This is a genomic window from Streptomyces griseosporeus (genome assembly GCF_014656055.1).
In the GTDB taxonomy this organism is placed as follows: domain Bacteria; phylum Actinomycetota; class Actinomycetes; order Streptomycetales; family Streptomycetaceae; genus Streptomyces; species Streptomyces griseosporeus.
Window position 1 is genome coordinate 260,988 of sequence record NZ_BNBR01000009.1, and the last position, 24,581, is coordinate 285,568.

Consider the following 24,581-nt stretch of genomic DNA (forward strand, 5'->3'; position numbering starts at 1 on the left):
CCGTGCGAGCGGCGTTCGATTCGGGGTTGTCCACAGGCCCGGCGGGGGCGGAGTGCCCTCGTACGACACTGGTGACGTGATCCGTTACGACGCCCTGGACGCGCTGCCGGTGCGCAGTGCCCTGCCCGCTCTGTACGACGCCCTGGACTCGCCCGGCGCCGCGGTGCTGGTCGCGCCGCCCGGCACCGGCAAGACGACGCTGGTGCCGCTGGCGCTGGCCGGGCTGCTGGACGAGCGGCCGGCGCGGCGGGTGGTCGTGGCCGAGCCACGGCGGATCGCGGCGCGGGCGGCGGCCCGGCGGATGGCCTGGCTGCTGGGCGAGCAGGCCGGGGACCGGATCGGCTACACCGTCCGCGGCGAGCGCGTGGTGGGGCGGCACACGCGCGTGGAGGTCGTGACCACCGGTGTCCTGCTCCAGCGGCTCCAGCGGGACCAGGAGCTGGCGGGGGTCGACGTGGTGGTGCTCGACGAGTGCCACGAGCGGCATCTGGACGCGGACACGGCGGCGGCGTTCCTGTGGGACGTGCGTGAGGCGCTGCGTCCGGAGCTGCGCCTGGTGGCCGCGTCGGCGACGACCGACGCTGAGGGCTGGGCGGAGCTGCTGGGCGGGGCGCCGGTGGTCGAGGCGCGGGGCGTGTCGCATCCGGTTGAGGTGGTGTGGGCGCCGCCCGCGCGTCCGGTACGGCCGCCGCACGGGATGCGGGTGGATCCGGCGCTGCTCGCGCATGTGGTGTCGGTGGTGCGGCGGGCGCTGGCCGAGCGGTCCGGGGACGTGCTGTGTTTCCTGCCGGGCGTGGGCGAGATCGCGCGGGTGGCGGGGCAGCTCGGGGACCTGGGCGACGTGGACGTGCTCCAGGTGCACGGGCGGGCTCCGGCCGCGGTGCAGGACGCGGTGCTGGTGCCGGGTGGGCGCCGCCGGGTGGTGCTGGCGACGTCGGTGGCGGAGTCCTCGCTGACGGTTCCGGGGGTGCGGGTGGTCGTCGACGCGGGGCTGGCACGGGAGCCGCGGGTCGACCACGCGCGCGGGCTGAGCGCGCTGACGACGGTACGGGCCTCGCAGGCGGCGGGGCGCCAGCGGGCGGGGCGGGCCGGGCGTGAGGCGCCGGGCACGGTGTACCGGTGCTGGGACCAGGCCGAGGAGGCGCGGCTGCCGCGGTATCCGGCGCCGGAGATCAAGGTGGCCGACCTCACCGCGTTCGCCCTGCAGGCCGCCTGCTGGGGCGACCCGGACGCGGCCGGGCTGGCGCTGCTCGACCCGCCGCCGGGCGGGGCGATGGCGGCGGCGCGCTCCGCGCTGACGGCGGTGGGGGCGGTGGACGCGGCCGGGCGGGCGACGGAGCGGGGCAGGCGTCTGACGCGGCTGGGACTGCACCCCCGGCTGGGGCGGGCCCTGCTGGACACCTCCGGCGAGGGGGCCGAGGTCGTCGCGCTGCTGTCGGAGGAGGTCCCGCGGGAGTACGGCGACGATCTGGCCGCCGCTCTGCGGGCCGCCCGGCGCGGGGGTGACGCCTACTCCGCTCGGTGGCGCGCCGAGGTGCGGCGTCTGCGGGCCGCTCTCGGGGAGGTGGGGGCCGGGGGCGCCGGCAGGCCGGAGGGACGCGCCGCCGCTGGGGCGGGCAGCACAGGTCGGCCGGAGGGGGCCGGCACCGCCGGTCGGCCGGACGGGCACGGTGGGGGATCCGTCGACCGGGTCGCGGGGCTCGTCGCCGCGCTCGCCTTTCCCGAGCGGGTCGCCCGGCTGGACGGCGGGTCGTATCTGCTGGCTTCCGGGACCCGGGCCGACCTGGGTGAGGGGTCGGTCCTGCGCGGCGCGCCGTGGATCGCCGTCGCCGTGGCCGACCGGCCGGTGGGCAGCCGGCACGCGCGGGTGCGGCTCGCCGCGGCGATCGACGAGGATCTCGCGCGCACGGCCGCCGGGCCCCTGGCAGAGGAGCGGGAGGAGGTGCGCTGGGCCGACGGGGACGTGGTGGCGCGGCGCGTGGAGCGGCTGGGGGCGATCGAGCTGACGGTGCGGCCCCTCACGGACGCCGACCCGGCGCTCGTACGGCAGGCGCTGCTGGAGGGGCTGCGGCAGGAAGGGCTCGGGATGCTGCGGTGGTCGCCGGAGGCGGTGGCGCTGCGGCAGCGGCTGGCGTTCCTGCGGCTGCACCTCGGCGATCCGTGGCCGGACGTGTCGGACGAGGCGCTGTACGCGCGCGTGGACGAGTGGCTGGAGCCGGAGCTGGGCCGGGCGCGGCGGCGGGCCGATCTCGCGCGGATCGACGCCGGTGCGGCTCTCGGACGGCTGCTGCCCTGGGCGTCCGGGGAGGCGGGGCGGCTCGACGAGCTGGCGCCGGAGCGGATCACCGTGCCGAGCGGGTCCAGGATCCGCGTCGACTACGGCGATCCGGAACAGCCCGTGCTGGCGGTGAAGTTGCAGGAGATGTTCGGTCTGCACGAGTCGCCGTCGGTGGCCGGCGTGCCCGTGCTGGTCCATCTGCTCTCCCCCGCCGGGCGGCCCGTGGCGGTGACGGCCGATCTGGCCTCTTTCTGGCGGGACGGCTACCGGGGCGTGCGGGCGGATCTGCGGGGCCGCTATCCGAAGCATCCGTGGCCGGAGGACCCCGCGGCAGCGGAGCCGACCCGGCACACCAACGCGCGGCTCAGACGCTGAGCCGGCGGGCGCCCCGCTCCGCGCCGGACGGCGAGCGCCCCTCCGGCGGGTGGCGGCAGGGGCGCTCGGCGGGCCGGACGGGGTGTCAGGCCGACGGTGTGTCAGGCGGACTGGCTAGCCGACGGGCTCGGGCTGGTCGACTCCGTGGGGCTGGTCGACGGGCTCGGGCTCGGGGACGTCTGCGCCGCGGCCACGGTCAGTTCGACGGTGAGGGTCGCACCGCCGGTGGTGGTGATGCGCAGCAGGAAGGTGCCGGTGGTGTCGTCCGCGTACAGCTTGGGCAGCTTCAGCAGGCCGTTGGCGTCCGTCTCCAGCGCGGTGAGGGTGCGGACGGGCTTGCCGTCGGCGTCCTTGAAGTAGGGGCCCTTGTCGTTGGCGGTCGGGTCGTCGGCCGACTTGATCAGGGTGGCGGTGGCGGCGACCCGGTCCGCGGCGGCGCCCTTGTAGGTGGCCTTCACCTCGATCTGGTCGGCGAACTCGCCGCCGGGCGTGCAGGTCAGGGCCGTGTCGCCGGTGCGGGTGAGGGTGTCGGCGGCGCGCGCGGTCACGGCGGCCGCGTAGGACACGCCCGGCAGGATCCGGCCCACGACGGTGGCACGGACGGTGAAGGCGCCGGTCTTCTCGCCCGCCTGGAGGACGGGCGCGACCGCGACGCCGGCGCTGTTGGTGATGACCGTGGCGACCGTCTCGCCCCCGGCGAAGGTGGTGTCGGTGTCTCCGGCGATGGTGAAGCGGATGCGCACCTTGGCGACGGGGCTTCCGGAGGCGGTCTCGGCGCGGGTGCTGATCCGCGGGGCGAAGGCGTCGCCGGCCATCGCGCTGAGCTTGGCCGGGCCCGCGTTCTCCAGGTGGTCCACCGTGTCGGTGGGGGTGGGAGGCGTGGGCGTGGGGCTCGGGGTGGCCGGGGTGGTCGGCTTCTGCGGCGTGGGCGTGCCCGGGTTCGGCGAGGCGCTGCCGTTGCCGGCGGGCGGCGTGCCGGGCCGGGGCGATGTCGACGGGGAGGGAGTCGCGGGCGGGGTGCTGCCGCCGGACGGGGTCTCGTCGCTGGGGTGGGAGGGCACGGGGCCGGTGCCGTCCGGGATCTCGTGGGCGCCCTTGCGGTAGTAGTCCAGCCACGTGAGGACCAGGTTCAGGTACTCGGTGGAGTTGTTGTAGCTGAGGATTGCCGCGTGCAGGCCGCCGTCGGTGGCCATGTCCCAGTCGTTGCGGCACAGGTAGTGGCCGGCTGCGAGGGCGGCGTCGTAGATGTTGTTGGGGTCCTCGACGCCGTCGCCGTTGCCGTCGCGGCCGGCCCAGGCCCAGGTGGACGGGATGAACTGCATGGGGCCGACGGCGCGGTCGACGGTGGTGTCGCCGTCGTAGGCGCCGTGGTCGGTGTCCTGGATGTGGGCGAAGCCGTTGCCGTTGAGCTTGGGGCCGAGGATCTTGCCGATCGTGGTGCCGTTGGCGTCGACCTTGCCGCCGCGGGCCTGCCCGGACTCCACCTGGCCGATGGCCGCGAGGAGTTCCCAGGGCATGTTGCAGCCGGGCTTGCTGCGCGCGAGTTCGGCCGCGGCCTTCTGGTAGGCGTCCAGGACGGTGGCGGGGACGCCCGCCTCGCCGGCGGTCTGCCCGGCCGCGGGCGGTGTGGTGCCGGTGGTCGGCGCGGGGTTGGGGCTCTTCAGCGGCGGCAGGTCGGTGTAGTACCGCGAGTTGCCGGTGGCGGTGTCGTCGGCGGGGAGGTCCGGGGTGGGCTGGGCGCCGGTGGTGGTCGGTCTGCCCTGCTCCTCGACGAGGACGTCGGGTGCCTGGGACGCCGTGAGCGCTGCCACGGCCAGTGCGGCCACGGTGGTGGTGACCGCTCCCTTGCGCAGCCGGCTGCCGAAGTGCGCCGTCATGAAGTGAACCCCTCCCGTGAACGCCCGAGCGTCCGTCTGTTGTCTGCCGTGCCCGGTGTGCCGTGCTCGCCATGGTGTGACGATCGACCCGCCGTGCTGGTTGCCCTCGTGACGGGTTTACGTTCTTCTCTTGTGCGTTGTGCGTTCTCGTGCACGATGTACGTTCTTGTGCACGTTGCTCGTTCGCGTGCGCCTTGCGCGGTTCGCCCCGGTCTGGTCGTGTCCCTTCGGCGCTGCCTCGCACGGCGCCCAGTGACCCTACGACAACTTCCTTTGCCCGGACACCCGTTCATGCCCGATTTTTACCGGTTGGCCACATGGTGTTCGGGCAACCGCGGGCGAAACCGCGTCGCGCATACTGGACGGCGCCGATCAACGGCCGGGAGGTCCGGCCGGTGTCCGTCCCGGGGGGCCCTGTTGCCGTTCACGCTGAGCCATGCGGCAGCCGTGCTGCCCGCCGTGCGCACCGACGGGAGCGGACGCGGCCGGCTGGTGCCGGCCGTGCTCGTCGCCGGGTCGTTCTCGCCCGACATGACGTACTACGCGGCGAGCGCGGTGTCCGGGGCGATGGAGTTCGGCGACGTCACGCACTCCTTCCCGGGTGTGTTCACCGTCGACGTGGTGATCGCCTGGGCGCTGGTCGGGCTGTGGCTGCTGGTGCGCGAGCCGCTGGTGGCGCTGCTGCCGCGGGCCCGGCAGGGGCGGTGGGCGGCGCTGCTGCGGTGCGGGGCGCCCCGCCCGCGGGTCCGGCCGGCCGGAGTGCTGTGGTGGTACGTCTCGGCGGCGCTGGGCGCGCTGACGCATGTCGTGTGGGACGCGTTCACCCACCTCGACCGGTGGGGCATGCGGCTGTTCCCCGTGCTGGGCCGTCAGGTGGCGGGCTCACCGCTGTACTGGTACCTGCAGTACGGCGGTTCGGCCGTCGCCGCCGTCGTCATCGCGGTGTTCGTGACCCGCGCGGTGCGCCGGGCACCCGTGGCCGAGCCGGTGGGGGTGCCCTGGCTGACGCCGCGCGACCGGTGGCTGGCGGTGGCCGTCGTCGGGGGTTGTGCGCTGGCCGGGGCGGCGCAGCGGGCCTCGCGCTGGTGGGACTACCGGGGCGCGAGCGCCAAGCCGTGGGAACTGATCCCGACGCTGTGTTTCGGGGCGGGCGCGGGCCTGGTCGTCGGCCTGCTGCTGTATGCCGTGGGGGTCCGGCTGTGGCGTCCCGCCCCGCGGGAGCGGGCCGCGGTCAGTGCGGTCAGTGCCGGGGCCGGCCGGAGCCGTCCGGGCGTTCACTGAGCCCCGGGCCGGCCGCTGTGGCGGGCGTCGCCACGAACACGGTGACGGTGCGGGTGGGGCGGGGCCGGGGCAGCCGGGCCAGCAGGAGGGCCAGGTACCCGAGGGCGACGTCCGCCCGGGCCCGCCAGGCGGTGGCGTCGGGGAGCCGTACGACCCCGCGGACGGTGCGTCCGTGCCGGGCGATACGGCGGCCCAGGCGGGCGGCCCGGCGGGCCAGGGCCCTGGCGGGGTCGGCGGGGATGCGGGCGGTACTGGCGGTCGCCGCGAAGGGCGGGACTGTGGGGAGCGACGCGGAGAGGGCCGCTTCGGCGGCGGCGCGGGCCGTAGCCGGTTCCTGGGCCTGAGCTCGTGCCGTCCGGCGGTGGAGCATGCGTATACCCATGCCCGCATCTTCGCGGGCGCGCGGCGCGGGGGGCCTTTCTGCGGGGGCCGGGCGGGTGACGGGCCTTGCGGGGCTTGGGCGGGCACGGCAGACCGCAGCCGGCGGACGCGGAGCCCGCCACCGCACGGACGCGCAGCCCCGCACCATCACCGGCACGGGCATGGGCCTCGACCTCGGCTCCGGCACCGGCACCGGCAGCGGCAGCGGCAGCGGCAGCCGCCTCGACTCCGGCACCAGCACCAGCACCGGCACCGGCAGGGGCGGCAGGGGCACCGGCAGCGGCACCCACCTCGACTCGGGCAACGACACCAGCCCCGCCCCCACGCCGAGGGCTCCCCCGCGCACTCCGTGCCGGAGGAGCCCCTGGCCGCAGGCAGCGCGGGTCAGTGCGCCGCCGACTCCCAGTCCGGGCCCGCGCCGACCGAGACGCCCAGGGGGACACTGAGGTCGACGGCGTTGGACATCTCGCGGCGGACCAGTTCCTCGGCCTTCTCGCGCTCGCCGGGCGCGATCTCCAGGACGATTTCGTCGTGCACCTGGAGCAGCATGCGCGACTTCAGGTCCGCCTCCCGCAGCGCGGCGTCGACCTTGAGCATGGCGATCTTGACGATGTCGGCGGCCGTGCCCTGGATCGGCGCGTTGAGGGCCATGCGCTCGGCGGCCTCCCGGCGCTGCCGGTTGTCGCTGTTGAGGTCGGGCAGGTAGCGGCGGCGGCCGAAGATCGTCGCCGTGTAGCCCGTGGCCCGCGCCTCGTCGACGACCCGGCGCAGATAGTCCCGCACGCCGCCGAAGCGGTCGAAGTAGGCGTCCATCAGCGCGCGCGCCTCGGCGGCCTCGATGTTCAGCTGCTGGGAGAGGCCGAACGCGGACAGGCCGTAGGCCAGGCCGTACGACATCGCCTTGATCTTGCGGCGCATCTCGGCGTCGACGGCTGCGGGTTCGACGCCGAACACCTGGGAGGCGGCGGTGGTGTGCAGGTCCTCGCCGGAGGTGAACGCCTCGATCAGGCCCGCGTCCTCCGACAGGTGGGCCATCACGCGCAGCTCGATCTGGCTGTAGTCGGCGGTCATCAGCGACTCGTAGCCCTCGCCGACGACGAAGCCGCGGCGGATGGCGCGGCCCTCGTCGGTGCGGACCGGGATGTTCTGCAGGTTCGGGTCGGTGGAGGACAGGCGGCCGGTCGCCGCGACGGTCTGGTTGAACGTCGTGTGGATACGGCCGTCCGTCGCGATCGTCTTGATCAGGCCCTCGACGGTGACGCGCAGCTTGGCCTGCTCGCGGTGCCGGAGCATGATCACCGGCAGTTCGTTGTCCGTCTGCGTGGCCAGCCAGGCCAGGGCGTCGGCGTCGGTGGTGTAGCCCGTCTTGGTCTTCTTCGTCTTGGGCAGGCCCAGCTCGCCGAAGAGGACTTCCTGGAGCTGCTTGGGCGAGCCCAGGTTGAACTCGTGCCCGGCCGCGGCGTGGGCCTCCTTCACCGCCTGCTGGACGGCGCCCGCGAACATCTGCTCCATGGCCTCCAGGTGGGTGCGGTCGGCGGCGATGCCGTGCCGCTCCATGCGGGCCAGCAGAGCGGAGGTGGGCAGCTCCATGTCGCGCAGCAGGTCGGCGGCGCCGACCTCTTCAAGCTTGCTCTCGAAGGCCTGGCCGAGGTCGAGCACCGCGCGGGCCTGGATCATCAGGGCCTCCGCCTCAGCGCCGTCGTCGGCGCCGAAGGCGAGCTGGCCGTCGGCCGCGGCGGCGGGGGCCAGCTCGCGGTGCAGGTACTCCATCGACAGGGCGTCCAGGTCGAAGGAGCGGCGGCCCGGCTTGACCAGGTAGGCGGCGAGCGCGGTGTCCATGGTGACGCCGTCGACGCTCCAGCCGTGCTCGGCGAAGACGCGCATGGCGCCCTTGGCGTTGTGGAAGACCTTGGGCCGCGCCGGGTCGGCCAGCCACGCCGCGAACGCCGTCTCGTCGGCCTCGTCCAGCTGCGCCGGGTCGAACCAGGCCGCGGCGCCGCCGGCCGCGGCGAGCGCGACCTCGGCGACGGAGCCGGTGCCCAGGCCCCAGGTGTCGACGGTGGCCACGCCCAGGGGCTCGCCCGCGTGCTCGGCGAGCCACGGGGCCAGCTCGCCCGTGCCGAGGACGGTGCCGTCGACGGTCACGCCGTCGGCGACGACCGGGGTCGTCTCGGCCTGCTCGGCGCCGGGGTCGACGGCCATCAGGCGCTCGCGCAGCGACGGGTTGCGGATCTCCAGGGTGTCCAGGATCATCGCGACGGCCTTGCGGTCGTACGGCGCGCGCTCCAGGTCGGCGACGGTGCGGTCCAGTTCGACCGTGCGCACCATCTCCGTGAGGCGGCGGTTGAGCTTGACCGCTTCCAGGTGGTCGCGCAGGTTCTGTCCGGCCTTGCCCTTGACCTCGTCGACCCGCTCGACCAGCTCGGCGAAGGAGCCGAACTGGTTGATCCACTTCGCGGCCGTCTTCTCGCCGACGCCGGGGATGCCGGGCAGGTTGTCGGACGGGTCGCCGCGCAGGGCCGCGAAGTCCGGGTACTGGGCAGGCGTCAAGCCGTACTTCTCGAAGACCTTCTCCGGGGTGAACCGGGTCAGCTCCGAGACGCCCTTCGTCGGGTACAGCACCGTGACGTTGTCGGTGATCAACTGGAAGTTGTCCCGGTCGCCGGTGACGATCAGCACCTCGAAGCCCTCGGCCTCGGCCTGGGTGGCGAGCGTGGCGATGATGTCGTCGGCCTCGAAGCCGTCGACGGCGAAGCGCTGGGCGTGCATGGCGTCGAGCAGCTCGCCGATCAGCTCGACCTGGCCCTTGAACTCGTCGGGGGTCTTGGAGCGGTTCGCCTTGTACTCGGTGAACTCCTCGGACCGCCAGGTCTTGCGGGAGACGTCGAACGCCACCGCGAAGTGCGTGGGCGCCTCGTCACGCAGGGTGTTGGCCAGCATCGACGCGAAGCCGTAGATCGCGTTCGTCGGCTGGCCCGTCGCGGTGGTGAAGTTCTCCGCGGGCAGCGCGAAGAACGCGCGGTAGGCCAGGGAGTGCCCGTCCATGAGCATCAGGCGCGGGCGGCCGGCGCCGGGGGTGCTGTCGGTCTTCTTCGATGCTGTCTCTGCCACGCCCCCGATCCTGCCACGGCCCACTGACAGTCGAGCCCCACCGCCGGTCGCGGAGCGAGGGGAGGCGCCGGCACGGGAGGAGGGGGGAGCGGGCACGGAGGAGGGGGGAGCGGGCACGGAGGAGGGAGGCGCGGGCACGGAGGAGGGAGGAGCGGCACGGGAGGAGGGGAAGTGCGGGCACGGAGGAGGGGAGGTGCGGGCCGGGGGAAGGGACCCGCGGGCCCCGCCGCCGGAACCTGCGGGGACGCGCGCCCCTCACCGCCGCCGGCCGCGGAGGCCCGGGGCTGATGGCTGTCAGTGCCGCGTGCGAGGATCGGAGACGTACCTCACAGATGCGGACGAAGGAGTGCTGCGATGGCGACGAAGCCGCCGAAGGCCGATCCGGTTCAGGACGCGCCCGAGGTCGGCGCGCCCCAGCACGCGGCGGCCGGCCTGCCCGCCATCACGCACTCCCTGCGGATGGCCCGGCAGCAGATGGGCGTGAAGCGCACCGCGCTCACCCTGCTCAGGGTGAACCAGAAGGACGGCTTCGACTGCCCGGGCTGCGCCTGGCCCGAGCCGGAGCACCGGCACACGGCGGAGTTCTGCGAGAACGGCGCGAAGGCGGTCGCCGAGGAGGCCACCCTGCGCCGGGTCACCCCGGAGTTCTTCGCCGCGCACCCGGTCACCGACCTCGCCGGCCGCAGCGGCTACTGGCTGGGGCAGCAGGGCCGGCTGACGCACCCCATGTACCTGCCGGAGGGCTCCGACCACTACGAGCCGGTCACCTGGGAGCGCGCCTTCGACATCGTCGCCGAGGAGATCGCCGCGCTCGGCTCCCCCGACGAGGCCGTCTTCTACACCTCCGGCCGCACCAGCAACGAGGCCGCGTTCCTCTACCAGCTCTTCGCGCGCGAGCTGGGCACCAACAACCTGCCCGACTGCTCCAACATGTGCCACGAGTCGTCGGGCTCGGCGCTGTCGGAGACGATCGGCGTCGGCAAGGGCAGCGTTTTGCTGGAGGACCTGTACAAGGCCGACCTGATCATCGTGGCCGGGCAGAACCCCGGCACCAACCATCCGCGCATGCTCACCGCCCTGGAGAAGGCGAAGGCGAACGGCGCGAAGATCATCAGCGTGAACCCGCTGCCCGAGGCCGGCCTGGAGCGGTTCAAGAACCCGCAGACCCCCAAGGGCCTCACGGCCGGCGCCGCGCTCACCGATCTGTTCCTGCAGATCCGCATCGGCGGCGACCAGGCCCTCTTCCGCCTCCTCAACAAGAGGATCGTCGAGACCGAGGGCGCGGTCGACGAGACCTTCGTCCGCGAGCACACGCACGGGTACGAGGAGTTCGCGCGGGTCGCCCGAGCCGCCGACTGGGACGAGACGCTCACCGCGACCGGCCTCACGCGCGCGGAGATCGAGCGGGCCCTGGAGATGGTGCTCGCCTCGCAGCGGACCATCGTGTGCTGGGCCATGGGGCTCACCCAGCACAAGCACTCCGTGCCGACCATCCGCGAGGTCGTCAACTTCCTGCTGCTGCGCGGCAACGTCGGCCGGCCGGGCGCGGGTGTGTGCCCGGTGCGCGGCCACTCCAACGTGCAGGGCGACCGGACGATGGGCATCTTCGAACGCCCCGCGCCCGCCTTCCTGGACGCGCTGGAGAAGGAGTTCGGCTTCGCCCCGCCGCGCGAGCACGGCTACGACGTGGTCCGGGCGATCCGCGCGCTGCGGGACGGCGAGGCGAAGGTGTTCTTCGCCATGGGCGGCAACTTCGTCTCCGCCACCCCCGACACGGAGGTCACCGAGGCGGCGGTGCGCCGCGCCCGCCTGACCGTGCACGTGTCGACGAAGCTGAACCGCTCGCACGTCGTCACGGGCGCGCGTGCGCTGATCCTGCCGACCCTCGGGCGCACCGAGCGCGACGTGCGGAGCAGCGGGGAGCAGTTCGTGACCGTCGAGGACTCCATGGGCATGGTGCACGCCTCCCGCGGCCGGCTGGAGCCGGCGAGCCCGCACCTGCTGTCCGAGCCGGCGATCGTGTGCCGGCTGGCCCGCCGGGTGCTCGGGGAGCGCAGCGTGGTGCCATGGGAGGAGTTCGAGAAGGACTACGCCACGATCAGGGACCGCATCGCGCGGGTGGTCCCCGGTTTCGAGGACTTCAACGCGCGCGTGACGCGGCCGGGCGGATTCACCCTGCCGCACGCCCCGCGCGACGAGCGCCGCTTCCCCACCGCCACCGGCAAGGCCAACTTCACGGCGGCGCCCGTGGAGTACCCGGAGCTGCCCGAGGGCCGGCTGCTGCTGCAGACGCTGCGCTCGCACGACCAGTACAACACCACGATCTACGGCCTCGACGACCGCTACCGGGGCATCACGGGCGGGCGCCGGGTGGTGCTGGTGCATCCCGAGGACGCGCGGGCGCTGGGCGTGGCCGACGGGTCGTACGTCGACCTGGTCAGCGAGTGGAAGGACGGCGTGGAGCGGCGGGCGCCCGGCTTCCGTGTCGTGCACTACCCGACCGCGCGGGGCTGCGCGGCGGCGTACTACCCGGAGACGAACGTGCTGGTGCCGCTCGACGCCACCGCGGACACCAGCAACACCCCGGCCAGCAAGTCCGTCGTCGTCCGTCTGGAACAATCGGCCACCGACTGAGCGTTTGCTTATGTCACCCGCCGGCCCCTGTGCCCGCGGGACGACCGACTGACCGACAGATCGAAAGATCGACGGATTCGACGAACGGAGCCGGGCCCCATGGGCGAGCAGCAGCACGTGAAGTTCCCGCAAGAGGTCATCGACGAGTACGCCGCCCTGGGCATCGACCTGCAGGCCCTGTTCTCCGCGGGCCACCTCGGCACGCGCATGGGCGTGCAGATCCTGGAGGCCTCGCCGGACCGCGTCGTCGGCACCATGCCGGTCGAGGGCAACACCCAGCCCTACGGCCTGCTGCACGGCGGGGCCTCCGCCGTGCTGGCCGAGACCCTCGGCTCGGTCGGCTCCATGCTGCACGGCGGCAGCACCAAGATCGCCGTGGGTGTCGACCTGAACTGCACCCATCACCGCGGGGTCCGCTCCGGCCTGGTCACCGGCGTCGCCACGCCGGTGCACCGGGGACGGTCCACGGCGACGTACGAGATCGTCATCAGCGACGAGCAGGACCGCCGCGTGTGCACGGCCCGCCTGACCTGCCTGCTGCGGGACGTCAACCCCGGCGACGCGGCGCAGGCCGGCGCCTCCGGCTGACCGCACCGCACCTCCGCCCTCGCGGCGCGCGCCGAGCGGATCCCGCCCCGGCGCGCGCCGAACGGGCCCGGGCGACCTCCCGCGCGCCGAACGGCCCCGGCCGACCTCGCGTGCACTGAACGGCCCCAGGCCGACTCCATCGCCGAACGTGCCCGGCCGCCCCGGGGCGCACCCGACGCCGCCGGACGCCAACTGCCCTTCCCCGTCCCGCCCGTTGTGCGCTCGCCCCTGCCGCCGTAGCGTCGGGACATGGGATGGGCAGCAGCCCCGCAGCCCTCAGCCTCGCCGCAACCGGCCTCGCCCGGCGCGGAGCCAGGGCCAGGGCCAGGGCCATGAGCGGGATCGGCCCGGTCGAGCCGGGCGACGGCACCCTCGCCCCGGAGAGCCGCCGTCCCGACGGCATCTTGCGCCGCCCGCACCCCACACACCTCCTCCCCCACTCTCGCCCCCTCCGCCTCACCCTCGCCGCCCTCCTGCTCCTCGCCGGCGCCGGTTACCTCTACGCCACGCGGCCCCGGCCACCGGCGCCCCCTCCGGTGCCGTATCCCATCCAGGTCGTCGCCCTGACCTACCCCGCCGACCAGCCCGCCCCGCGCCCGGCCGGCAGCCACGCGTTCCGGTTCTCCGTGCTGGTGAGCGTGCGGTCCGGGCCGCCGGTCAGCGTGACCCGGGTGTCCCAGCCCTACGCGGGCCTGACGGTGACGGCGAGCCCGGCTCCCCCTTTCCGGACAAGGGCAGGTTCCCCCCGCAAGATCACCATCACCATGCATGTCACGGAATGCGGAAAAGTACCGAGGAACGCCGGATTCCCTTTCCTGGACGTAACCCTGCGTAATCCGCAAGCAATACAGGATCACAGTTTCATCCTGGGCGAGCGCTATGCGCGCGACCTCTCGGAAGCCCTACAAGTCGCCTGCAGCAACGAAAGTGGTCATCACCAAAACCGCTGAGACACCTGAACGCACCTGCCGCGAGTCCTGCAGGTTCTCACTATGCGGACCGGGCGAATCGGCCTGAATTCCGCTGTACCCCCCACGCTGTACCGCTCTGCATTACCTCGTGTCATAACAAGAGCGTCACAGCCTTGGTCAGACCCTCCTCCACGTTCTTCCTCGCGCTTAGAGTCACGCCCAGTCACCGCTCCATCGGGAGTTCGGTACCGGCGCGGCTCCCGCCGCCCCTGCAGAGGGCGGCCGAGCCTGCGGAAAGGACTGATTGTGCGACAGCGTTCCATGGTGATTCTTACCTCCGTTCTCACGACCGGAGCTCTGACTCTCACCGCCTGCGGCTCCCGAGACGACAACGGCGGTGGTTCGAGCGACGGCGGTAACACCACCACACTGACGATCGGCGTCGACGCCCCTCTGTCCGGCGAGAACTCCACCACCGGTCTCGGCATCCAGTACGGCGCTCAGATCGCCGTCGACGACGCCAACAAGAACAACCTCGTGCCGGGCGTGAAATTCAAGCTCAAGGCCCTGGACGACAAGGCCCAGCCCGCCACCGGACAGTCCAACGCCACGGCCCTGACCGGCGACAAGAGCGTCGTCGGCGTCGTCGGCCCGCTGAACTCCGGCGTCGCTCAGACCATGCAGCAGGTGTTCGCCTCGGCCAACATGGTCCAGATCTCCCCCTCGAACACCAACCCGGAGCTGACCCAGGGCAAGAACTGGCAGACGGACAAGAAGCGGCCGTACAAGACGTACTTCCGCACCGCCACGACCGACGAACTGCAGGGCAGCTTCGCCGCCGGCTACGCCTTCAACGACCTCAAGAAGAAGAAGGCCTTCGTCGTCGACGACAAGCAGACCTACGGCGCGGGTCTGGCCAAGATCTTCGCCGAACAGTTCAAGAAGCTGGGCGGCACGGTCGTCCAGACCGACCACATCAACACCGGCGACAAGGACTTCGGCTCCCTCGTCACCAAGATCAAGAACTCCGGCGCCGACATCCTCTACTACGGCGGTCAGTACGACGAGTCGTCGCTGATCACGAAGCAGCTCAAGGGCGCCGGCGTCAAGATCCCGCTGTTCGGCGGTGACGGCATGTTCGCCAGCACCTACATCGAGACGGCCGGCGCGGCCTCCGAGGGCGACCTCGCCACCGCGATCGGTGTCCCCGCCGACACCCTGCCCGCGGCCAAGAACTTCATCGCCACCTACAAGGCCAAGGGCTACAAGGGCGACTACGGCGCCTACGGCGCGTACTCCTACGACGCCGCCAGCGCCATCATCCGCGCTGTGAAGGCCGTCAAGGACGCCAACGGCGGCAAGCTGCCGACCGACAACAACGACCTGCGCTCGAAGGTCGTCGACGAGGTCCAGAAGTCCAACTTCGACGGCCTCACCGGCAAGGTCTCCTTCGACGAGTACGGCGACACGACCAACAAGCAGCTCACCGTGTACGCGGTCGAGAAGGGCAAGTGGAAGGCCGCCAAGACCGGCACCGCCGACTGACCGACCCCGCACCACCGCTCACGGGCCGCGCGGCAGGAGGACCCCGACCGCGCGGCCCGTTTCCACACCCGGACAGACCAGCACCCACAGTGCACACCCCAACCAATAGCGACATGGAGGCCACGCGGTGAACACCCTGCCGCAGCAGCTGGCCAACGGGCTGCTCCTAGGCTCGATGTACGGGCTGATCGCCATCGGCTACACGATGGTGTACGGCATCGTCCAGCTCATCAACTTCGCGCACGGCGAGATCTTCATGACCGGAGCGTTCGGCGCCCTCACGGTCTACTTCTACATACTTCCCGACGGCACCCCCATGGCAGCCGCAGTCCCGCTGATGCTGCTGGGCGGCGCCATCGTCGCCGTTCTCATCGCGGTCGGAGCCGAACGCTTCGCCTACCGGCCGCTGCGCGGAGCACCCCGCCTGGCACCGCTCATCACCGCCATCGGCCTCTCCCTGGCCCTGCAGGAAGTCGTCCGCAACTTCTACCCCGAGGCGGACAAGGCGCGCGCCTTCCCCGGCCTCGACACCACCCACGACATCGGCTCCGTCACCATCAAGGACGCCGACATCTTCCTCATCTGCGCCGCCGTCATCTGCATGGCCGCCCTCGCGATCTTCGTCCGCAAGAGCCGCACCGGCCGCGCCATGCAGGCCACCGCGCAGGACCCGGACACCGCCCAGCTCATGGGCATCGACACCAACCGCATCATCGTCATCGCGTTCGCCATCGGCGGCCTCTTCGCCGCCGTCGCGGCCCTCGCCTACGGCATGAAGTACGGCAACGTCGACTACCGCATGGGCTTCCTGATGGGCCTGAAGGCCTTCACAGCGGCCGTCCTCGGCGGTATCGGCAACATCTACGGCGCCATGCTCGGCGGCGTCGTCCTCGGCATCGCCGAGACCCTCGCCTCCGCCTACATCGACGACATCCCCGGCATGCACCTCTTCGGCGGCGGCTCCTGGAAGGACGTCTGGGCCTTCTGCCTGCTCATCATCGTGCTGCTCGTCAGGCCACAGGGCCTGCTCGGCGAACGCGTCGCGGACAGGGCGTGATCCACATGACCGAGACCAAGACCACACCCGAGACCCCGGCCGCCGCCCCCGCGCGCGGACTGCTGCCGCTGCCCCTCGCGGCCGCCCGCGCCCTGCTGCTCGCCGGCGGCATCGCCACCGCGGCCTCGGCCTTCCTGGCCTGGACGTGGACCTCCGAGTTCCCCGGCGACCTCACCATCAGCGGCTACCCCGGTGGCCTGCAGTGGCTGACCTTCGTCGCCGGTGTCCTCACCGCGCTGTACGCCCTGGCCGGGTACGGCGTGCGCGGGCTGCGCTGGCTGCTGCCCGCCGGCAACAACGCGCCGCAGGTCCTCACCGCGCTCGGCGGCTTCGCCGTCACCTGGTTCACCGTCATCGCGATCTGCGCGGAACTGGGCGGCGTCGTCAACCTGGAACCGGGCGGCTGGATCGCCGCCGTGGCCTCCCTCGTGCCGCTCCTCGGCGCCCTCGCCCTCCCCCAGGAGCGCACCGGCGGCACCAAGAGCGACCTGAAGGCCTACGTCGCCAAGGCCGAGCACATCCCGGCCCCCGCGCCCCTCGCCCCCTGGCTCGAACGCGCCGTCATCACCGTCGTGACCGCCGTCGGCCTCGGCGTCTTCACCTACGGCATCGACACCGAGTACGGCGAGCTGTTCGTCGGCTACCTCATCGTCGTCGCGTTCGCCATGTGGGCACTGCACACCGCCGGAATCCTCGACCGCTTCTCGCGGATCGTCGCCCGCAACCGCAGCTTCACGCTGGCCATGGGCTTCCTCGCCGCGATCGCGTTCCCCTTCACGCAGAGCGACGACCACTACGCCAACATCGGCGTCAACATCCTCATCTTCGGCACCGTCGCCCTCGGCCTGAACATCGTCGTCGGCCTCGCCGGCCTCCTCGACCTCGGTTACGTCGCCTTCCTCGGCGTCGGCGCCTACACCGCCGCCCTCGTGTCCGGGTCCGAGTTCTCCCGCTTCTCCGGCGTCCAGTTCCCCTTCTGGGCCGCCGCCCTGGCCGGCGCCGCCGCCTCCCTCGTCTTCGGCGTCCTCATCGGCGCCCCGACGCTCCGGCTGCGCGGCGACTACCTGGCCATCGTCACCCTGGGCTTCGGAGAGATCTTCCGGATCGCCGTCAACAACATGGACGGCGCCTCCGGCCCGGACATCACCAACGGCCCCAACGGCATCGCCGCCATCCCCGACCTGAGCCTCTTCGGCTTCAACCTCGGCGAGGCGCACGACGTCGGCGGCCTCACCCTCGGCCGGTTCGCCAACTACTACCTGCTGATGGTCCTGATCATGGCCATCGTGGTCCTCGTCTACACCCGCGCCGCGGACTCCCGCATCGGCCGCTCCTGGATCGCCATCCGCGAGGACGAGACCGCCGCCACCGCCATGGGCATCAACGGCTTCCGCGTGAAGCTCATCGCCTTCGCCCTCGGCGCCTCCCTCGCCGGCCTCGCCGGCACCGTCAGCGCCCACGTCACCTACAGCGTCGTACCGACGCCGTACCAGTTCGCCGGCTCCACCCCGCCCAACTCCGCGTTCCTGCTCGCCGCGGTCGTCCTCGGCGGCATGGGCACGGTCGCGGGCCCCCTGCTCGGCGCGGCACTGCTCTACCTGATCCCGGAGAAGCTCGTCTTCCTCCAGGACAAGTCGCTCCTCGCCTTCGGCATCGCGCTCATCCTGCTGATGCGCTTCCGCCCCGAGGGCATCGTGGCCAACCGCCGCCGCCAGCTGGAGTTCCACGAGACCGGCCAACTCGACGTACCAGAAACCACGACGCTGACCGACGAACCGGCCGTCACCAAGGCGGGGGCGTAACCGACCATGACCACACCCGTACTCGAAGCACGCGACGTCACCATGCGCTTCGGCGGCCTGACCGCCGTCCGCTCGGTCGACTTCACCGTCAACTCCGGCGAGATCGTCGGCCTCATCGGGCCCAACGGCGCCGGCAAGACGACCTTCTTCAACTGCCTGACCGGCCTGTACGTCCCGACCGAGGGCACCGTCTCCTACAAGGGCACGGTCCTGCCGCCCAAGCCGCACCTCGTCACCAAGGCCGGCATCGCGCGCACCTTCCAGAACATCCGCCTGTTCGCCAACATGACGGTCCTGGAGAACGTCCTCGTCGGCCGGCACACCCGCACCAAGGAAGGCCTCTGGTCCGCCCTGCTGCGCGGCCCCGGCTTCAAGAAGGCCGAGAAGGCGAGCGAGGAACGGGCGATGGAACTCCTGGAGTTCATCGGCCTCGCGGACAAGCGCGACCACCTCGCCCGCAACCTGCCCTACGGTGAGCAGCGCAAGCTGGAGATCGCCCGTGCCCTCGCCAGCGAGCCGGGCCTGCTCCTGCTGGACGAGCCCACCGCCGGCATGAACCCGCAGGAGACCCGGGCCACCGAGGACCTCGTCTTCGCCATCCGGGACAAGGGCATCGCCGTCCTGCTCATCGAGCACGACATGCGCTTCGTCTTCAACCTCTGCGACCGCGTCGCCGTCCTCGTCCAGGGCGAGAAGCTCGTCGAGGGCACCTCCGACGTCGTCCAGGCCGACGAGCGTGTCGTCGCCGCCTACCTGGGCGAGCCCTTCCAGGGCGAGCCCGGAGAGGCCGAGGCCACCGAGGTGACCGAGGCCGGGACCGGCACGTCCGGCGACGCACCCAGCACCACCAGCACCAAGGGAGAGGCCAAGTGACCGCACTCCTCGAGGTCGAAGACCTCCGGGTCTCCTACGGCAAGATCGAAGCCGTCAAGGGCATCTCCTTCAGCGTCGAGGCCGGCCAGGTCGTCACCCTCATCGGCACCAACGGCGCCGGCAAGACGACCACCCTGCGCACGCTCTCCGGTCTGCTGAAGCCCACCTCCGGGAAGATCCTTTTCGAGGGCAAGCCGCTCACCGGGGTCCCCGCGCACAAGATCGTCGCTCTGGGCCTCGCCCACTCCCCCGAGGGCCGGCACATCTTCCCCCGCCTGACGATCTTCGAGAACCTCCAGCTCGGCGCGTTCCTCCGCAAGGACAAGGAAGGCATCGAGAAGGACATCCAGCGGGCCTACGACCTCTTCCCCATCCTGGGCGAACGCCGCAACCAGGCCGCCGGCACCCTCTCCGGCGGTGAGCAGCAGATGCTCGCCATGGGGCGCGCGCTGATGTCCCAGCCGAAGCTGCTCATGCTCGACGAGCCCTCCATGGGTCTCTCGCCGATCATGATGCAGAAGATCATGGCCACCATCGCCGAGCTGAAGTCGCAGGGCACAACGATTCTGCTGGTCGAGCAGAACGCCCAGGCGGCCCTCTCCCTCGCCGACCGCGGCCATGTCATGGAGGTCGGCAACATCGTCCTGTCCGGCACCGGCCAGGACCTCCTCCACGACGAGTCCGTCCGCAAGGCGTACCTCGGCGAGGACTGACCCACCGCACACACACGGACCGCCGCCTCCCGGCCACGGGAGGCGGCGGCCGTGTCGTTCCCGGGTGCGGGAGGCGGCTACTCCAGCTCCGCCGCCCTCCGCTTCAGCTCCTCCGCCTGCTCGTCCCAGTCCGGCCCGAAGCACAGCAGGTCCGCGGCGGCCTCCCGCAGCAGCTCAGCGTCGTCCGGACGCTGCAGACAGGCCAGCCGGTAGGCGAGATTGCGCGCCCACGGCGGCAGCGCCATCCAGTCCTCGGCGAGCACCTCCCGCAGCATCGCGACGATCTCGTCGGCGGTCGCGAACGTGACCTTCTCGACGAAATCCCTGACGGCGTCCCGGACCTGCCGGCTCTCGGCACCGGCTTCGTCGAGCACCCGGCCGAGGTCCCTGGACGCGGCAATCAGATCGGACATGACTTCCTTCTCGAGCAGTGATCAGTTGAGCCAGTAGGTGGAGAGCTGATAGGCCCCGTCGGGCCGTTTGATGACGCGGTACCCCACATCGTGCCCGTCGATATGCACCGACCGCTCCAACGGCCCCGAGAACCCCGGCCCCGGCGTCGGCACGGTCCCGCCGTTGTCCATGTACCGGTACACGTCCGAGACGATCTCCTGCTCGATCTGATCCGGGTTGAGGTTGGTCGTCCGCAGGTCGTTCTGCACCCCGCCCGGCCCCGTGTGCGCGCGGTCGTAGCCGTGACCGGTGTTGAAGTGCCACTGGTCGTCGCCGACCATGGCCGACCGCTTGAGGTCCTGGCCCTCGCCCTTGGACGTGTACTCGCCGATCTTGGGCCCGTCCCCGCCCTGCGGGTACGGCGACAGGCCCAGCGGGTCGCTCATGGTGTGCGGGTTGTGCACGTACCCCACCGGGTTCGGCGCCGGCGCCAGCCCCAGCGGGTCGGGCGAGGTGTAGCGGCCGGTCTCCGGGTCGTAGTGCCGGTGCAGGTTGTAGTGCAGCCCGCTCTCGGCGTCGTAGTACTGACCCGGGAAACGCAGCGGGGTGTACGCCGTGCTCGACCGGGCCCACGCCGTGGTCCCCCACAGCGTCGACCGCGACCGCCAGGCGATGTCACCTGCCTCGTCCACCAGCTCCGTCGGCGCGCCCACCAGGTCCGTCGCGATGGCGAAGAACCGCCGGTCGACCTCCTCCTGCGTCAGGTCCGACGCCAGGATCCGCTCCGTCTGCGCCAGCGGCACCAGCCCGCGGTGGTCCCACGTCAGCACCACCGGGTTCGGCAGCTCCGCGGACACCGTGGTCTGCTCGCACAGCGTCGTACCGTCCCAGGAGAAGCGGACCTCCTCCACGACGCTCTCGCCGTCACCGCCGAGGCGCTGCTTCGCCGTACGGCGGCCCAGCGGATCGTAGGCATAACGCCACCGCGTGCCGTCCGGCGTCGTCACCCCCGTCAGCCGGTCCTCGGCGTCCCACTCGTACCGCCACGTGTCGGGCTTGCGGGACAGCCGCGTCCGCTGCCGCAGCACCACCCGCCCCACCGCGTCGTACTCTAACCGCACACCCCCGGCCCGCGTCAGCACGGTGCCCTCGTACGCGCGCGCACCGGCCGCCTCGTGCCCGGGATGCGCCGCCGGCCACGACGCCCGCGTCTGGTTCCCCGACCCGTCGTACGCGTACCGCTCGCTCCAGCCCCGGCCGTGCACCGCGGTGACCCGGCCCACCGGGTCCAGATCGAACGTCCGCGCCCCGGACAGCCCGTCCAGCACCTCCGTCAGATGACCGTCCGCACGGTACCCGTAGGACCGGCTGTTCACCTCACGCTCGCCCGCCACCAGCCGCTGCTCCGCCAGCCGACCCGCCTCGTCCCACGCGGACGTCAGCCGCAGCCCCGCACCGAAGACCCGCTCCAGCTCCCGGCCCGCCGCGTCATGGGCGAACGCGACCTCACGACCACCCGTGACCATCCGCACCGGCCGGCCCACCGCGTCATAGGCGTACGTGGTGACCAGCCCGGACGGCGTCGTACGCCGCACCCGCCGGCCGGCCGCGTCGTACGCGAAGTCCATCGCCCGCCCGTCGACCAGCTCCGTCTTCAGCCGGCCCGCCCGGTCGTACCGGCGCACCAGCTCACCGTCCGGACCCGACGCCTGCAGCAGCCGCCCCGCCCGGTCGTACACATACGTGGTGACCCGCCCGCCGGCCTCCTTGCGGACCACCCGGCCCCGCTCGTCGTGCGCGTACGACACCGTGCCGCCACCGGCGTCGACCCGCTCCACCAGCTGTCCCGCCGCGTCGAAACGGCACCGCACGGTACGGCCGTCGAAGTCCGTCTCCGCCACCGGCCGGCCCGCCGCGTCGTACGCGTACGACCACGTCAGACCCCGCGGATCGGTGACCCGCGTGAGCCGCAGACCGGCGTCGTACGCGAACTCGAACCGCGCCCCGTCCGGCCGGATCCGCGCGCTGACCAGGTCGAAGTGCGTGTACTCGTACCGCGAGACCCCGCCGGCCGGATCGGTGTGGCTGAGACAGTTGCCCTCACCGTCGTACGTCCACGACTCCGTGACCCCGCCCGGCGCCTCCCGCCGCGCCAGCCGCCCGTCCGCCGTCCACGCCAGCCGCGTCACCCCGCCCACCGGATCGGTGACCGCCACCAGCCGGCCCAGCCCGTCCCGCACCAGCCGCGTCACACCCCCGGCCGGATCCGTGACCTCCACCGGCAGCCCCGCCGCGTCGCACCGCACCCGCGTCACCGCGCCCAGCGCGTCGGTCACCGACGTCACCCGCCCGGCCCCGTCGTACGACCAGCGCACCGTCTGCCCCGCCGGGTCGGTCAACGCGACCCGGTTGCCGCGCTCGTCGAACTCCTGCAGCCACCGCGCCCCGTCCGGCCCGTACAGCTCCACCGGCCGGCCCGCCGCGTCCCGCACGGCCCGCACCTCCGCGCCGTCCGGATACCGCACCAGGACCAGCCGGCCCTCCCCGTCGTACCCGAACGACGTGGTACGGCCCAGCGGATCCGTCCGCGTCAGCGGATTGCCCCGCGCGTCGTGCGAGAACCGCGTCGTGTTCCCCAGCGGATCCGTCGTCGCCACCACCCGGCAGCCACGCCCGATCACATGCCGCGTCACCGCGCCCTCGGCCGTCGTCAGCGTCGTCGTGCGCAGCCCCGTCACCGCGTCCGGCTCGGTGTACGCCAGCGTGATCTGCACATGCCCGGCCTCACCGCCCTCGGCGACGACCCGGTCCCGCTCGTCGTACACGTAGTCGTACCGGCTCCCGTTGGAGTCGACCCACGCCACGACCCGCCGCCGCTCGTCGTACACGAACGCCGTCGTCGCCCCCGACGGCTTCACCACGGCCGTCAGATCGCCGCCCTCGTAGCCGTACGCCATCAACGGCACATCCGCACCGCCCGCACCGGCCCCCGCCAGCGACAACGCCGTGATACGACCGCCGGCCGTCGTCACCGCCACCCGGCGCCCCGACGAATGGACCAGCGCCAGCGGCAGACCCGCCTCCGCACGGTCCACCGACACACTGTGGCCGTTGCGGTCGGCCACCTCCACCAGCCAGGCCGTACCGTCCCCACCCGGCTCCGCACCCGCCGGCGCCGCGAAACGACGCACCACACCCGAGTCCGGGTCCGTCAGCGTGTAGTCACCCTCCACGTCCCGGGCCAGCACCGCACGCGCCGTCCCCGACCCCGGACCCGTCGCCACCCCCGGCACCGGATGCGGATACGGCACCAGCAGACCGTCCGCGGTCACATGCACGACCCCGCACGCGTCCACCTCCAGCCGCTCGTCCACCGTGGACACCCACGACGGCCCGAGGAAACGGCCCACCGCGCACCCCGACTCCGTACGCCGCGTGAACAGCAGCGGCAGGATGCCCGGCAGCTCCACATCCGTCTGCGCCAGGAACATCCGCCCCGACGCCAGGTCGACCGGGTCCGTCCCCTTCGTCGTCCGCTCGAAGTCCGGACGGCCGTGCGTCCCCTCCGGAACGTCGTCGAGCAACCGCCGCACCCGCGCCGCGTCCGCCGCCTCCTCGGCGACCCGCACCCCCTTCACCGCGGCACCCCCGCCGGCCGTCGCCGCGGTCAGCGCCAGATCCGGCAGCAGCCGGCCGAACCCCTCCGCCGGGTCCTTCATGAAGTCACTGACCATCTGACGGCCCGTGCCCAGCGGGTCGTTCGCCGCCACCACCAGCCCGGCCGCCAGACTGTTCAGCGACATGGCGTACTCCGCCGGGTGCGTGATGTTGTACGGGTCCAGCGGATTGACACTCCGCACGAAGTTCACCAGGCCGGCCGTGCCCTTGATCAGACCACCGCCGACATGGTCACCCATGATCTGCAGCTCCTGGAAACCGTCCCCCACCTGATCGGCGTACGACGGCTTCTCCGGCGCCCGGTCCCGCGCCGCGCGCACCTTCCCCCGCGCGGCCTCAGCCGCCGCGTTGCGCTGCTTGCGCGCCTGCGCCAGCAGCTCCTGCGCCTCCTCCATCAGCGCCTTGCCGGGATCGTCGAACGTCGACGCCGGACGCGGCGGCAACGACGACGGATCACGCTGGTCCGCCGGCTGCGCGTTGTACCGGTCGACGGCCTTGTTGTAGTCGTCGACCTTCCTGCGGTGCGCGTCCGCCGCCTCCTCGGACGCCTTGACGCCCTTCTTCCACAGGTCGATCGCCGCCTGCGCCTGCCCCTGCGCCCACTCCACCGTGCCCGCGAACGCCTCCAGCGCGGCGGCCGCCTCCTCACAGGCGTCGGCGCCGTTGAACCACTTGCGCGGCTGGTCCCCCACCACCGTCCGCAGCGTCTCCGCCGCCACGCCCTTCAGCCGCGAGGAGTCCAGACCCTTCAGACCGTCACCGACGCTGTCGAACGCCCCCTGGAAACCCCGCAGTCGCTCCGCCGTCTCCCGCAGCTTCGACGCACTGCCGTAGACGAGCTTCGTCTTGTCCTCGGTCTGCCCCAGATCCAGCTCGTCGACCTCGGCGCCCATCCGGTTCGCGACCGAACGGGACTGCTCCCGCACCCAGTCGGCCCCCGACTCCCACCCGACGTCGTCCAGCCGGTCCGCGGTCCAGTTCCCCGCGTCCTCGATCCGGTTGCCCGCCCACTCGACGCCCTTCTCGACGGCGTCCTCCACCGAGTCGGGCGTGATGTCGCTGAGGAAATCCCCGATACCCACGC

Annotated in this window: 15 protein-coding genes; 10 read left to right on the forward strand and 5 right to left on the reverse strand. The window is 72.4% G+C overall.

Translation table 11 applies throughout. The features are described 5' to 3' along the window. The first annotated feature begins 76 nt into the window (after positions 1 to 76). On the forward strand, positions 77 to 2,653 hold the full coding sequence (gene hrpB / locus IE308_RS34610; protein WP_190220919.1) for an ATP-dependent helicase HrpB: 2,577 nt from the start codon (positions 77 to 79) through the stop codon (positions 2,651 to 2,653). A gap of 101 nt (positions 2,654 to 2,754) precedes the next feature. Here the strand turns inward: hrpB and IE308_RS34615 are convergent, their stop codons facing one another. After that, a complete protein-coding gene (locus tag IE308_RS34615; protein ID WP_190220920.1) occupies positions 2,755 to 4,530 on the reverse strand; it encodes a lytic transglycosylase domain-containing protein in 1,776 nt (591 codons plus the stop codon). Between the two features lie 417 nt (positions 4,531 to 4,947). Between IE308_RS34615 and IE308_RS34620 the strand changes: the two genes are divergently transcribed. Next, positions 4,948 to 5,811: a DUF4184 family protein gene (locus IE308_RS34620; RefSeq protein ID WP_190220921.1), complete on the forward strand. Its 864-nt coding sequence runs from the start codon at positions 4,948 to 4,950 to the stop codon at positions 5,809 to 5,811. Here the strand turns inward: IE308_RS34620 and IE308_RS34625 are convergent. Together IE308_RS34625 and polA are read right to left on the reverse strand one after the other, a co-directional pair. Beyond that, entirely contained in the window at positions 5,771 to 6,193 is a 423-nt protein-coding gene (locus IE308_RS34625) for a hypothetical protein (protein ID WP_190220922.1), read from the reverse strand. The genes IE308_RS34620 and IE308_RS34625 overlap by 41 nt on opposite strands. Before the next feature lie 383 nt (positions 6,194 to 6,576). Then, the gene (polA, locus tag IE308_RS34630) at positions 6,577 to 9,303 is read right to left on the reverse strand and encodes a DNA polymerase I (protein WP_190220923.1); all 2,727 of its coding nucleotides are present in this window, start codon (positions 9,301 to 9,303) and stop codon (positions 6,577 to 6,579) included. Positions 9,304 to 9,657: 354 nt separating this feature from the next. Between polA and IE308_RS34635 the strand changes: the two genes are divergently transcribed. From IE308_RS34635 to IE308_RS34670, 8 genes are all read left to right on the forward strand, one after another. Beyond that, positions 9,658 to 11,937 carry an FdhF/YdeP family oxidoreductase gene (locus tag IE308_RS34635; RefSeq protein WP_190220924.1) on the forward strand — a complete coding sequence of 760 codons (2,280 nt, stop codon included), beginning with the start codon at positions 9,658 to 9,660 and terminating at the stop codon, positions 11,935 to 11,937. A 99-nt stretch (positions 11,938 to 12,036) separates the two neighbouring features. After that, positions 12,037 to 12,525, forward strand: coding sequence for a PaaI family thioesterase (locus IE308_RS34640; RefSeq protein ID WP_190220925.1), 489 nt, complete (start codon positions 12,037 to 12,039; stop codon positions 12,523 to 12,525). A gap of 332 nt (positions 12,526 to 12,857) precedes the next feature. Beyond that, complete coding sequence (locus IE308_RS34645; RefSeq protein WP_190220926.1) at positions 12,858 to 13,475, forward strand: Tat pathway signal sequence domain protein; 618 nt, start codon at positions 12,858 to 12,860, stop codon at positions 13,473 to 13,475. A gap of 282 nt (positions 13,476 to 13,757) precedes the next feature. Continuing rightward, positions 13,758 to 14,981 carry a branched-chain amino acid ABC transporter substrate-binding protein gene (locus IE308_RS34650; RefSeq protein WP_190220927.1) on the forward strand — a complete coding sequence of 408 codons (1,224 nt, stop codon included), beginning with the start codon at positions 13,758 to 13,760 and terminating at the stop codon, positions 14,979 to 14,981. Between the two features lie 127 nt (positions 14,982 to 15,108). Continuing rightward, on the forward strand, positions 15,109 to 16,038 hold the full coding sequence (locus IE308_RS34655) for a branched-chain amino acid ABC transporter permease (protein WP_110627437.1): 930 nt from the start codon (positions 15,109 to 15,111) through the stop codon (positions 16,036 to 16,038). A 5-nt stretch (positions 16,039 to 16,043) separates the two neighbouring features. Continuing rightward, positions 16,044 to 17,840, forward strand: coding sequence for a branched-chain amino acid ABC transporter permease (locus IE308_RS34660; protein ID WP_110636280.1), 1,797 nt, complete (start codon positions 16,044 to 16,046; stop codon positions 17,838 to 17,840). A gap of 6 nt (positions 17,841 to 17,846) precedes the next feature. Beyond that, on the forward strand, positions 17,847 to 18,713 hold the full coding sequence (locus tag IE308_RS34665; RefSeq protein ID WP_110627438.1) for an ABC transporter ATP-binding protein: 867 nt from the start codon (positions 17,847 to 17,849) through the stop codon (positions 18,711 to 18,713). Then, positions 18,710 to 19,426 (forward strand): ABC transporter ATP-binding protein, encoded by a 717-nt coding sequence (locus IE308_RS34670; RefSeq protein WP_190220928.1) that lies wholly within the window; start codon positions 18,710 to 18,712, stop codon positions 19,424 to 19,426. Before IE308_RS34665 ends, IE308_RS34670 begins: the two co-directional genes overlap by 4 nt. Positions 19,427 to 19,503: 77 nt before the next feature. On the opposite strand, the gene IE308_RS34675 is transcribed toward IE308_RS34670, so the two are convergent. Next, positions 19,504 to 19,839: a hypothetical protein gene (locus IE308_RS34675; protein WP_110627440.1), complete on the reverse strand. Its 336-nt coding sequence runs from the start codon at positions 19,837 to 19,839 to the stop codon at positions 19,504 to 19,506. Between the two features lie 21 nt (positions 19,840 to 19,860). Then, positions 19,861 to 24,579, reverse strand: a complete 4,719-nt coding sequence (locus IE308_RS34680) for a putative T7SS-secreted protein (RefSeq protein ID WP_190220929.1) — start codon at positions 24,577 to 24,579, stop codon at positions 19,861 to 19,863. Between the last annotated feature and the right edge of the window lie 2 nt (positions 24,580 to 24,581).